The organism is Zestomonas insulae (genome assembly GCF_016901015.1).
In the GTDB taxonomy this organism is placed as follows: Bacteria; Pseudomonadota; Gammaproteobacteria; order Pseudomonadales; family Pseudomonadaceae; genus Aquipseudomonas; species Aquipseudomonas insulae.
Genome location: NZ_JAFEUP010000005.1, coordinates 100,456 through 112,332, shown reverse-complemented (window position 1 = coordinate 112,332; position 11,877 = coordinate 100,456). Strand labels below are relative to the sequence as shown.

Sequence of the window (11,877 nt, the reverse complement as noted above, 5' to 3'; positions counted from 1 at the left end):
GAGGTCTTAATCGCCGAGTTTTTTCGGTGCGTTGCCAAGCGCAGCGGCCGGCCCACTAGGGATACCGGCCGCTGCAGGGGAGTGCCTCAGACTTTCTGAATGTCCCAGCGCAGCATCATCGCGTGGTCCTCGTGGATCATGTTGTGGCAGTGCATGACGTACTTGCCGTCGAAATCGCGGAAGCGCATGAACAGCCGCAGGGTGGTGTTCTCTTCGAGCAGGTAGACGTCCTTGCGCCCCTGCTGGCGCGGCGGAATCGGCACCACTTTGTTACCCAGGCGTTTCTCGAGAATCTGCCCTTCCTCGAAGTGAATGTGGATCGGGTGCTGCCAGCCCCCGCCGGGGTTGACCAGCTCCCAGATCTCGCCGCTGCCCTGGGGAATGATCGCGCGTGGCTGGGTGACGTCGACCAACTGATCGTTGATGGTCCACATGCCGCCTTTGCGGGCGAACACCCAGCGCCGCACCTTGGCGCGCTTGAGTTCGGCGGCGCTGATCGGCGGCAGTTCGCGCAGCGTGTCGGGCACCTGGCTGAAGTCCGGGGCGCTGGCGCCGACGATGAACTTCAGCACCGGCGTGCCGGGGATTTCCAGGTCATCGGGCAGGCGCGTCGAGGTCTGCCGCAGGCGGTTGAACAGGTACAGCTCGCGGCCTTCGAAGCCCTTGAAGTCGACCACGATATCGGCGCGTTCGGCGGTGGCGATCGACACCGACGTCTGCTGGCGCAGCGGCTTGGGCAGCAGGTTGCCGTCGTTGGCGATCAGGTCGAAGGGCAGCAGCTGGCGGCCGCCGGCGTCGGCGATGACGAAGCTGTAGAAGCGCGGCGGGCCGGCATCCAGCAGGCGGAAGCGGTACTTGCGCGCCTTGACCCGCAGGTAGGGTTCGATCTTGCCGTTGACCACCACCTTGTCGCCCAGCGTGCCTTCCGGGTTGAACTGGTCGAACACCAGCCGCCCGCTGGCGTCGAAGCGCCGGTCGATGAAGGTCAGCGGGTAGTCGTAGTCGCCGCTGGGCAGACGCAGGCCGGTGCTTTCGTCGCCGCTGTCGAGGTCGTCGTAGAGCAGGTACAGGCCGAACAGGCCCTTGTAGGTATTCGGCGCGGTGAAGTCCAGGCAGTGGTCGTGGTACCAGAGGGTGCCGAGCGCCTCGCGCGGGTCGCCGAGTGGCGGGTACTGGCCGTAGCCGGCGTACAGGTTGGGGTAGAAGTGGTCCTTGAACGAGCCCGGGCCGCCCAGGGTGGGGCCGGATTTCCCCGCGCTGTAGTAGTCGCCGGGAAAGCCGTCGCTCTCCGACGGACTGTGCAGGTTGTGCAGGTGGGTGCTGATTTCCGGGGTGCCGATGCCGTCGCTGGCGGTGGCCGGCAGGTCGTTGTAGATGCGGCACATCGCCGGCTTGCCGTAGCGGGCGATGAACAGCGGCCCGGGGATGCTTGGAGGCTCGATCAGGCCGCGGCGTGCGTCGCGCGTGCAGTAACCCCAGATCGGCTGCGGCGGATATTCGCTGTGGAACTGCCAGAGACCCTGGCGCGCGTGCATCTCGTAGTAGCTGATGCCGAACTGCGCGGTGATCGCCTCGTAACGCTGGTGCCGATTGCGTCCGGCCTCCGGGCCGCGGCCGCCGTGATTGTTGGCGTCGAGGGTCGGCGCCGGGTCGAAGTCGTCGAGGTTCAGCGGCAGCAGGCGGCGCAGCGGCGGCAGCTCGTCGAGCCAGGGCGTGGTCGGCGGGCTCGGGGCGACCTTGCCCGGGCCGCTGGCGGCCTGCACCGGCAGGCCGCGCAACAGCCAGGGGCTGGCCAGCGCGGCGGCGCTGTAGCGCAGGAAGGCGCGGCGACTGGGTGGCGGTTCGCGTTGGTTGCCGAGGTTTTTCATGGCGGGACTCCTAGTGGCAGATTTCTGGCGGCGCACGCGGCCCTGCACCGACCGCAGGGGTGGGCGCCACAGGCACGCATGGCGAGGGCCGCCGCGTGGGCGGCTTCAGGCGGGGCGCTGCGGTGGAGCGTGGAAGTGCGCGAGAAATGCGGGCGCCCGGGTCCATTGCAGGAACCGCTGGTACAGGACCGGGAACATGGTCTGCTCCGGAGTTGCTCTGGCCGATGGCCTCTTCTGCGGACGTACAACCCGATTCGCGGGCAGGAAGGGTCTGGTTAACGTCTGGACTTCATTAGGCGCGCCGGCTGATTTGTAATCAATTGTTTCATGGCCAATGGCTAGATTGATGTGACGCAATGACATCCTGTTTTTAGCAGTGATGGCTATTCCCTATCAAAGTGCCCAGGGTAGAGCTGCCGGCCACGCCGCGCGCGGGGTTAAGCGCAGCGGCGCAATTGCGCGATCCGGGCTTGCCGGGATGGTGCGAGACGCTAGGGTCTAAGCGATGGCGGCGCGAGAGCTGCGACGGGGAGGTGGCGTGAGTCGATTTCCTTGGCGGGTACTGGGCGCGGTGCTGCTGATCAATGGCGCGGTGCTCGGCGAGGCAGCGGGCGGGTCGGCCGGCGAGGTGCTGACGCTGTTGCGTGCGCGCTGTGTGATCTGCCACAGCGGTCCCGGTGCGCCGTCGGGCCTGCAGCTGGACAGCCTCGACGGCCTGCTGGCGGGCAGCCGCAATGGCCCGGTGGTCAAGCCCGGCCAGCCGCTGGACAGCGAACTGCTGCGCCGCCTGAAAGGCCTCAGCCAGCCGCGCATGCCGCTGACCGGTCCGCCGTTTCTCAGCGATGCGGAGATCGCCCTGGTCGAGGCCTGGATCGTCGCCGGTGCGCCGCTGGAGCTCGCCGCCGACACGGCGCCGGTTGCCGCGCCAGCGGCCGAGGCGAATCCACCGCCGCCTGGCGCGCCGGTCACCTATGCGCAGGTCGCACCGATCCTGCTGTCGCGCTGCGCCAAGTGCCACACCGAAAGCGGTCTGATGGGCGCCGCGCCGGAAGGCTATCGGTTGGACTCCTATGCGGCGACCGTCGCCAGTGGGGAGCGCGCGCGGGTGGTGCCCGGCCAGGTGGCGGCCAGCGAGCTGGTGCGGCGCATTCGGGGCCAAGCGCGACCGCGCATGCCGTTCGACGGCCCGCCGTACCTCAGCGACGCACAGATCGCGCTGATCGAGGCGTGGATCGCCGACGGCGCGCGCGACGTGCAGGGCATGCCGGCGCCGGTGCCGGTCGGCGCACGCCTGCGCCTGCATGGCCAGTTGGCTGCGGATGGGCGGCTGGATGAGTTGCCGTTGACGATTGGCGCGCGCACGCGCCGGGACAAGGCGCCGCAGCCCGGCGACTATGTCCAGGTACGCGGGCGCCTCGCGGCTGACGGTCGGGTGCTGGTCGAGCGCATCCGGCCGCGCTGACGCGGCGGGTTCAGACTGTCATCACCATGTCGGGGTCGATGTGGTTGAGGACGGCGAGGATCTGCTTGGGTTCGGCCAGCGCCGGGGCCATGGTCCAGCGATTGAAACGATCGTTGCCGATGCGCACCATGCCGGTGTGGTTGGTCTTGTTGGCGTCGACCTCCGGGTTGACGTCGTAGAAGCCCAGCCGATAGCGCAGCCGCTCCATGTCGTCCGGGTCGCCGGTGAGGAAGCTCCAGCCGCGGCCAATACGGTACTTCTCGGCGTATTCCTTGAGCACCGCCGGGCTATCCAGCAGCGGCTCGAGGGTGATCGAGTAGAGGAACACATCGCGCCCGGCGCGCTCGCCGAGCAGCTGCTGCACCGCGCGCATGTTGGCGGTCATGGTCGGGCAGCGCTTGCCGCACGAGGTGTACATCATGTTGATCGCGACGATCTTGTCGCGCACCAGGTCGTCATAGAAACGCACGGCCTTGCCTTCGTGGGTGTACAGCTTGGTGTTCGGCAGGTAGGCGTCGCCGTCATCCTGGGCGCGGTCGGAGGCGACCGGGTCCTGGCCGGCGCGCCAGGCGAGCAGGCCGAGGGCTGCGGTGCCCAGGCCGGCGATGATGTTTCTGCGAGTGTTCATGTGCTGTGCTCCATTCATCCTGAAAGTGACCATCTGGACGGCGCGACGCGACAGCGGGTCGCGCGCCGGCGCCTGGGCGCAAAGGCATAGGCGGCTTGGCGGTAAGGGCGCTATGGGCGCGAAGATTGCCCCGGGGCAGGCGATGCGTGACGGGCGTGCGGCGGGCAGGGCGCCTTGGCTAGCCGTCGCGGGGTGGACCGTGCACGCGGAGGGCGAAGCAGTGCGCGCGGGTGCTGCTGTCCATGTTGGCGATCTCCTGACGCGGAAACACGGGCGCCGGTTGCCCTGTCCTCTCCTACATGGCCTGCCGCGCCCGACTGTTGGCGTCTCACTCAGTGATAGGCCTTTAGTCTGAGGGCGTCAATAGAACGGCATATTTGGCGACAAGCGGTCCGAGTTGATTAACTCGCTGTAAATAAAGGCATTTGTTATCTGCTGATAGCCTTGAGGAATTACTTTGCCGTCACTGAGAAGAATTCCTTGCCAGCACTGCTGCGCGACCGTCCGTTCGGCGGCAGCCCCTTGCGGATAATTAAATATGTATTTAAATAAACCCCATGAACCGCCAGCCAGCTCCCTCGCCCAAGCGTGCCCGCGGTCGGCCCAGCGCCGACGGTAGCGAGCCACGCGAGCGCCTGCTCGACACCGCCCTCGCTCTGTTCGCCCGCGACGGCATCCGTGCCACCAGCCTGCGCGGCATCGCCCAGGGCGCCGGGGTGACGCCGGCGATGCTCAACTACTACTTCGGCGACAAGCCGCGGCTGCTCGATGCGCTGCTCGACGAGCGCCTGCTGCCGCTGGTGCACACGCTGTCCGCGCGCCTGCAGGACGCCGGCGAGGCGCCGCTGGCGCTGGCCAGCGCGCTGGTGCAGGGCATCGCCAGCACGGTGCGCAGCCACCCCTGGCTGCCGCCGCTGTGGGTGCGCGAAATCCTCTGCGACGGCGGCATGCTGCGCGAGCCGCTGATCAGCCGCGCTGCGCCGCTGGTGCCGTTGCTGCTCGCCGAACGCTTCGCCGTCGCGCAGCAGCGCGGGCGCCTCAATCCGGCGCTCGACCCGCGCCTGCTGGTGGTCTCGCTGATCGGCCTGAGCCTGTTGCCCTACGCCGCCGAGCCGCTGTGGCGGCCGCTGTTTGCCGACCCCGCGCTGGGCGACGACGCGCTGCTGCGGCACACCCTCGGCCTACTCGAACACGGCCTGGAGGTCCCCGATGCGCCTTGATCGTCTGCTGGCTGTGCTTCTGTTGGGCGCCCTGGTCGGCTGCAACCCAGGGCGTGACGAACGCCTGCTCGGTACCCTGGAATGGGACCGCATCGGCCTGCCGGCGGAGGCTTCGGAGGTGATCCTCGACTGGGACGTCGCCGAGGGGCAGCGGGTCGCCGCCGGCCAGTTGCTGCTGCGTCTCGACCCACGCCGTCTCGATGCCGAGGTCGCCGAAGCCGCCGGCCAGGTCGCCGAGGCCGAAGGCCGCCTGCGCGAGCTGAGCAACGGCGCGCGTGCGGAGAATATCGACGCGGCGCGCGCCACCCTGGCCCAGGGCCGCGCCGACCTGACCGATGCCGAGCGCAACTTCACCCGCATCGACGCGCTGTACGGCCGCAAGCTGGTGGCCATCGCCGAGCTGGACAAGGCCCGCGCGAGCCGCGACCAGGCGCGCGCCACGGTGGCCAACGCCGATGCGCGGCTGCGCGAATTGACCAACGGCACCCGACCGGAACAGCTCGACCAGGCCAGCGCCGCGCTGGATGCCGCGCGCGGCAACCTGACGCGCCTGCAGGTCAGCCGCGAACACCTCGACGTGCGCGCACCGCGCGCCGGGGTGGTCGACGCGTTGCCGTTCCGCCCCGGCGACCAGCCGCCGCAGGGCGCCGAACTGGTCAGCCTGCTGGTCGGCGCGCAACCCTACGCGCGGGTCTTCGTGCCCGCCGATCAGCGCGCCGCGCTGGGAATTGGCGACCGCCTGCGGGTCAAGGTCGAGGGCGTCGACACGCCGTTCGACGCGCACGTGCGCAGCATCCGCAGCGAATCGAGTTTCACCCCGTACTTCGCCCTGGTCGGCGACGACGCCAGCCGCCTGGTGTACCGCGCCGAACTGCTGCTCGACGGCGACGCGGCGCAGCGCCTGCCGGCCGGTCTGCCGCTGAGCGCCGAGCGGGTCGCCGATGAGCACTGAGGCGCCGCGCGCCGGCGAACAGGTGATCCGCGCGCGCGGCCTGAGCAAGCGCTTCGGCGCGCTGACCGCGGTCGATCACCTCGACCTCGACGTGCGCCGCGCCGAGGTGTTCGGCTTCCTCGGCCCAAACGGCTGCGGCAAGTCGACCACCATCCGCATGCTCTGCGGCCTGCTGCGCCCCAGCGAGGGCGAGATCGAGGTGCTCGGCTGCCACATCCCGCAGGACGCCGAAGCGCTGAAGCGGCGCATCGGCTACATGACCCAGAAATTCTCGCTGTACGAGGATCTCACCGTCGGCGAGAACCTCGAATTCCTTGCCACCGTGCACGGCCTCGCCCCGCGCGCGGCCAAGGCGCGCATCGACGAACTGCTCGAGCGCTACTGGCTGGCCGACCGCCGCAAGCAGATGGCCGGCACCCTGAGCGGCGGGCAGAAGCAGCGCCTGGCGCTGGCCGGCGCGGTGCTGCACAAGCCGGCGTTGCTGCTGCTCGACGAGCCGACCAGCGCGGTCGATCCACAGTCGCGCCGCGAGTTCTGGGATTCGCTGTTCGAGCTGGCCGAGGCCGGCACCACGCTGCTGGTGTCCACCCACTACATGGACGAGGCCGAGCGCTGCACGCGGCTGGGCATCCTCGATGCCGGCCGGCTGGTCGCCGACGGCAGCCCGCAGGAGCTGATGGCCGGCTTGCCCGGGCGCCCGCTGCTGGTCGACTGCGCGCAGCCACGCCAGGCCCAGCGCGCCCTCGAAGGCTTGCCCGAGGTGCTCGCCCAGGCGCAGATCGGCGCGCACCTGCGCGTGCTCAGCGGCGCCGCCGACGGTCGCCAGCGGGTCGCCGCGCACCTGCAGCGCGCCGGCATCGTCGCCACGGTGGAGGACACCGAGGCCAACCTCGAGGACGTGTTCGTCAGCGTCACCCGCCGCCCGGCGACCGCGCCGGAGACTGCCCCATGAACCTGCGCCGGATGGCCGCCATCGTCATCAAGGAGCTGCGCCAGCTGCGCCGCGACAAGCTGACCTTCGTGATGATCGCCGGCGTGCCGATCCTCCAGCTGGTGCTGTTCGGCTACGCGATCAACATGGATGTGCGCGGCCTCGACGCGGCGCTGCTCGACCAGGCCAACACCGCACGCTCGCGCGAGGCAGTGGCGGAGATCGCCTCCAGCCAGGTGCTCAACCTCAGCTATCGGCTGAATGCCGCGGCGGACATCGATCGCCTGCTGCGCGAAGGCCGGATCAGCGCGGCGCTGGTGGTGCCCAGCGACTTCGAGGCGCGCCTGGCCCGCCAGGACCCCGAGCGGCCGCCGCTGCAGCTGGTGGTCGACGGCTCGGACCAGACTGTGCAGGCCTCGGCGCGTCAGCTCGCCGGCTACCCGCTGCCCGGCTGGACGCGGCTCAACGGCGTCGAGGTGGTCAACTACTACAACCCCGAGCGCCTGGCGCCGCTGAACACCGTGCCGGGGCTGATCGGGGTGATCCTGACCATGACCATGGTGCTGTTCACCGCCATCGCCCTGGTCCGCGAGCGCGAGCACGGCAACATGGAAATGCTCATCGCCACGCCGGTGTCGCCCTGGGAGCTGACCATTGGCAAGGTGCTGCCCTTCGTCGCCATCGGCCTGGTGCAGGTCACGGTGATCCTGCTGGTCGGCGACCTGCTGTTCGACGTGCCGGTGCGCGGCTCGCTGTTCGAGCTGTACCTTGCCTCGCTGGTGTTCATCTGCGCCAGCCTGGTGCTCGGCGTGTTCCTCTCGACGCTGGCCAGCACCCAGTTCCAGGCCATGCAGATGGCCTTCTTCACCTTCCTGCCGCAGATCCTGCTGTCCGGCTTCATGTTCCCCTTCCAGGGCATGCCGCGCGTCGCGCAGTGGATCGCCGAGGCCATGCCGCTGACCCACTACCTGCGCCTGGCGCGCGGCATCATGCTGCGCCAGGCCGGGCTGCTGGAAATGTGGCCGGAACTGCTGGCGCTTGGCGCGTTCACCGTGGTGATGCTGGCGCTGGCGGTGACCCGCGTGCACAAACGCCTGGATTGACCCACGCGGCCGGGAACCGGCGGCGCGGACGACGGTCGAATCGGCGCTTTGTCGTCCTCACCGGAGTCGTCCCATGTTGCGCCGCGCCGCCTGCCTGCTGACCGCCAGCCTGTTCTTTTCCGCCGCCCCAGCGTTCGCCATCAACCTGCAGGAGGTCGCCGGGCTGCTCGCCGCCAACCCCGAATCACAGGCCTTGCTGCCGGCCGACAGCGGGCTGATCCAGGCGCTCACCAGCCAGCTGCAGGTCACCCCGCAACAGGCTGCCGGCGGCAGTGCCGCGCTGCTCGGCGTGGCGGAGCAGCAGCTGGCCAGCGGCGACTACGCGCAGCTGCTCGGCGTGCTGCTCGGCGGCCACCAGCCCACCGGCGGCGAGGGCCTGGGCGGGCTCGGCGGACTGGTCGGCGCGCTCGGCGACGAGTCCGCCGAGGAGGCGCCGGACGCCAGCAATGTGCAGGGCGAGCTGGGCAACCGCTTCACCACGCTGGGCATGGACAGCCAGCTGGTCGCGCCGTTCGCCCAGGTGCTGCTCGGCTACTTCGGCCAGCAGGGCCTGGGCGGCGGGGTGCTCGACAACCTCAGCCAGGTGTGGGGCGTCGGCGCCGCGCCGAGCGTCGCCGGGCGCTGAGGCTCAGCTGGGCAACAGGTCCCAGCGCAGCATCATCGCGTGGTCCTCGTGGATGGTGTTGTGGCAGTGCATCAGGTACTTGCCGTGGAAGTCGCGGAAGCGCAGGTAGATGCGCAGCGTCTCGAACTCCTCGAGCACGTAGACATCCTTGCGGCCACGCTCGTGCGGCGGGATCGCCACCACCTTGCCCTTCAGGCGTCGCTCGATGATCCGTCCTTCCTCGAAGTGGATATGGATCGGGTGTGACCAGCCGTCTTCCAGGTTGGCCAGCTCCCAGATCTCTGCGGCGCCCTGGCGAATCTGCGCGCGTGGCCGGCTGACGTTGACCAGCTGCGCGTTGATGGTCCACAGCCCGCTGTCGCGCTCGAACACCCAGCGGCGCACCGGCAGCGCGGCCAGCGCGGCGGCGCTGGGCAGCGGCGGCAGTGGACGGAGCAGGTCGGGGACGCGGCTCTGGTCGTCGGCTACTCGGTCGACGAGGAACTTCAGCACGCGCGGCCCGGTGTCCTTGATGTCCTTCGGCCCGCGGGTCTCGATCTGGCGCATGCGGTTGATCAGGTACAGCTCGGTGCCCGGCGGGTACTTGGCGAAATCCACCACGATGTCGGCGCGCTCGGCGACGCCGAGCACCACGTTGGTCTGCTCGCGCAGTGGTGCCGGCAGCAGGTTGCCGTCGTTGGCGATGTAGGTGAAGCGCTGTGTGCGGTTGCGCGCATCGACCAGGAAGAACGCGTAGAAGCGGCTCGGCCCGGCATTCAGCAGGCGGAGGCGGTACTTGCGCGCGGCGACGCGCAGCACCGGTTCGAGCTTGCCGTTGACGGTGATCTTGTCGCCGAGCAGGCCTTCCGGGTTGAAGGCGTCCCACACCTGGTAGCCGGCCTCGTCGAACTGCCGGTCGGCGAACGCCAGCGGGTAGTCGTAGTCGCCACTCGGCAGGCGCAGGGCGCTGTCGAGCGGATCGAGCTCGTTGCCGGAGTCGAGTTCGTCGAACAGCAGGAAGAAGCCGAACAGCCCGCGCTGCAGGTTGGCCGCGGTAAAGTCCAGCGTGTGGTCGTGATAGAACAGCGTTCCCAGCGCCTCGTTGGGGTCGCCCTTGCCGTTCTGCAGCTGGTCATAACCGGCGAGGATGTTCGGGTAGAAGTGATCCTTGAAACGCCCCGGCGCGGTCAGCGTCGGCCCGGCCTTTACCGGGCTGTAGTAGTCGCCGGCGAAGCCGTCGCTTTCCGAGGCGGTGTGCGCGTTGTGCAGGTGGGTGGAAATCTCCGGCGAGCCGAACAGCCGCAGGTTGCGGTACGGCCCGGCCGGCCCCTGCGGTTGCTGCGGGGTCTGCGGCAGCTCGTTGTGGAAGCGCACCAGTATCGGCTGGCCGTAGTGCGCATGCAGCAGCGGCCCGGGGGCGACGGTCACCCCGTCGTTGGCGGCGTAGCCCCAGATGCGCTGCGGCGGGTAGTCACGGTGGAACACCCAGTCGTCGCGCTGCCGCGCGCGCAGCTCGTAGTACAGCGCCGCATTGCCGCCCAGCTCGGCGAAGCGCTGGTGCGGATCGCGGCCGGCTTCGCCACGCGCGGTGTTGGCGGCGATGGTCGGCGCCGGATCGAGCGCCGCGCGCGGCGTCACCGGGGCAATGTGGATCGGCAGTTCCTCGACCCAGGGGGTGGTCGGCGGGCTGGGTGGCAGGAACAGCTGCAGGGCATTGCTCGAACTGCCGCTCACCGCGGCGGTGGCGGGCAGGCCGGGCAGAACGAACGGCACGCCCAGCGCCATGCCCAGTTTGAGCACGCTGCGGCGATCGGTGGAGGGGTTGTCGGCGGTGTTCGGGTGCAGTGCTTTCATGACAGGACTCCTCTGCGGGAGGATGTATCGGGCAGCGCAACGGCACGCTGCTAGCCGGTCGGTGAGGGTGAAGGAAGGGCGCCCGCATGGCGGCGCTGAGGGATTGCGAATGGGCGCGCTCGCGCGCCGCAGGCGTGCCGGGATGCGCAGGCGCCAGGCCACGCTGGAGGGCGCCAGTGGGCAGGCTCATTAGGCGCCCCGCGGCCGCGCCGCGCCAAGCCTTTCCGGCCGAAGGCTAGACGGATGTAGCGCAACGGCCGGGGTGCTTAGCGTCGGCTGATATAGCACTGCGCCATGCTTCTGCTGGCGCTGCGCCAGACCCTTCAGGCGTCGCCGAATTCGGTCCGTAGCGCGGCCAGGCGCGCGTCCTTTTCCGTCCACAGACCGCTGACCCAGTCCTGCATGGACTGGCGGAACAGTGCGTCATCCTCGTAGTCGCCGGCCCACAGCGCCGGGTCGAGCGGGCGGGTCTGGATGTCGATCACCACGCGTGCCACCTGGCCGCTGGCCAAGTCCCAGAACCCCGGAACGCGCCCGCCGGGGTAGTACACGGTGACGTCGAGCAGCGCGTCGAGCTGCTCGCCCAGCGCGGCGAGCACGAAGGCCACGCCGCCGGCCTTGGGTTTCAGCAGGTAGCGGTACGGTGAGTGCTGCGCCGCCTGCTTGGCCGGGGTGCAGCGCGTGCCTTCCAGGTAGTTGACCACGGTGACCGGCTGGCGCTTGAACATCGCGCAGGCCTGGCGGGTGATCAGCAGGTCCTGGCCCTTCTTCTCCGGGTGCTGGGCCAGGTAGGCCTTGCTGTAGCGCTTCATGAACGGGTAATCGAGCGCCCACCAGGCCAGGCCGAGCAACGGCACCCAGCGCAGTTCCTGCTTGAGGAAGAACTTGAAGAACGGCGCGCGGCGGTTGAACACCTGGACCAGCGCCGGGATGTCGACCCACGACTGGTGGTTGCTGACGATCAGGTAGGAGGTGTCGCGGCGCAGGTGGGCGGCGCCGCGGATGTCCCAGCGTGTCGGGGTGAAGCTGGCGAAGATCAGCTTGTCGATTTCCGCCCAGGTCTCGGCGATCCACATCACCGCCCAGGAGCAGGCGTCCTTGACCCGTTGCCCGGGCAGCACCAGCTTGAACACGGCGATCAGCAGCATCGGGCCGATCAGCACCAGGGTGTTGAGGAGCAGCAACAGACTGACGACGAGGCCGGTGAGCAGACGGCGCATGGTGATCCCCCCGTGGCAAAACGCCGGCCATGATA

At 69.3% G+C, this 11,877-nt stretch carries 10 protein-coding genes; 6 read left to right on the top strand and 4 right to left on the bottom strand.

Features of this window, described 5'->3' with window-relative positions:
- Nucleotides 1–86: 86 nt before the first annotated feature.
- Nucleotides 87–1,868 carry a multicopper oxidase family protein gene (locus tag JQX08_RS16395; RefSeq protein WP_205349485.1) on the bottom strand — a complete coding sequence of 594 codons (1,782 nt, stop codon included), beginning with the start codon at nucleotides 1,866–1,868 and terminating at the stop codon, nucleotides 87–89.
- A 538-nt stretch (nucleotides 1,869–2,406) separates the two neighbouring features.
- Here JQX08_RS16395 and JQX08_RS16390 point away from each other — a divergent pair.
- Nucleotides 2,407–3,330, top strand: coding sequence for a c-type cytochrome domain-containing protein (locus tag JQX08_RS16390; RefSeq protein ID WP_346727601.1), 924 nt, complete (start codon nucleotides 2,407–2,409; stop codon nucleotides 3,328–3,330).
- Nucleotides 3,331–3,340: 10 nt separating this feature from the next.
- Here the strand turns inward: JQX08_RS16390 and JQX08_RS16385 are convergent, their stop codons facing one another.
- Entirely contained in the window at nucleotides 3,341–3,958 is a 618-nt protein-coding gene (locus tag JQX08_RS16385) for an SCO family protein (protein ID WP_205349483.1), read from the bottom strand.
- A gap of 557 nt (nucleotides 3,959–4,515) precedes the next feature.
- On the opposite strand from JQX08_RS16385, the gene JQX08_RS16380 reads away from it, so the two are divergent.
- From JQX08_RS16380 to JQX08_RS16360, 5 genes are all read left to right on the top strand, one after another.
- Nucleotides 4,516–5,178: a TetR/AcrR family transcriptional regulator gene (locus tag JQX08_RS16380; RefSeq protein WP_205349482.1), complete on the top strand. Its 663-nt coding sequence runs from the start codon at nucleotides 4,516–4,518 to the stop codon at nucleotides 5,176–5,178.
- Nucleotides 5,168–6,130, top strand: a complete 963-nt coding sequence (locus JQX08_RS16375) for an HlyD family secretion protein (protein ID WP_205349481.1) — start codon at nucleotides 5,168–5,170, stop codon at nucleotides 6,128–6,130. The genes JQX08_RS16380 and JQX08_RS16375 overlap by 11 nt, the downstream gene beginning before the upstream one ends.
- On the top strand, nucleotides 6,120–7,082 hold the full coding sequence (locus JQX08_RS16370; RefSeq protein WP_205349480.1) for an ABC transporter ATP-binding protein: 963 nt from the start codon (nucleotides 6,120–6,122) through the stop codon (nucleotides 7,080–7,082). Before JQX08_RS16375 ends, JQX08_RS16370 begins: the two co-directional genes overlap by 11 nt.
- Nucleotides 7,079–8,164: an ABC transporter permease gene (locus JQX08_RS16365; RefSeq protein WP_205349479.1), complete on the top strand. Its 1,086-nt coding sequence runs from the start codon at nucleotides 7,079–7,081 to the stop codon at nucleotides 8,162–8,164. Before JQX08_RS16370 ends, JQX08_RS16365 begins: the two co-directional genes overlap by 4 nt.
- Before the next feature lie 73 nt (nucleotides 8,165–8,237).
- Nucleotides 8,238–8,789: a DUF2780 domain-containing protein gene (locus tag JQX08_RS16360; protein ID WP_205349478.1), complete on the top strand. Its 552-nt coding sequence runs from the start codon at nucleotides 8,238–8,240 to the stop codon at nucleotides 8,787–8,789.
- A gap of 3 nt (nucleotides 8,790–8,792) precedes the next feature.
- Here the strand turns inward: JQX08_RS16360 and JQX08_RS16355 are convergent, their stop codons facing one another.
- Together JQX08_RS16355 and yihG are read right to left on the bottom strand one after the other, a co-directional pair.
- Complete coding sequence (locus tag JQX08_RS16355; RefSeq protein ID WP_239482215.1) at nucleotides 8,793–10,622, bottom strand: multicopper oxidase family protein; 1,830 nt, start codon at nucleotides 10,620–10,622, stop codon at nucleotides 8,793–8,795.
- Between the two features lie 323 nt (nucleotides 10,623–10,945).
- The gene (yihG, locus tag JQX08_RS16350) at nucleotides 10,946–11,842 is read right to left on the bottom strand and encodes a 1-acylglycerol-3-phosphate O-acyltransferase, YihG family (protein WP_205349477.1); all 897 of its coding nucleotides are present in this window, start codon (nucleotides 11,840–11,842) and stop codon (nucleotides 10,946–10,948) included.
- Nucleotides 11,843–11,877 lie beyond the last annotated feature (35 nt).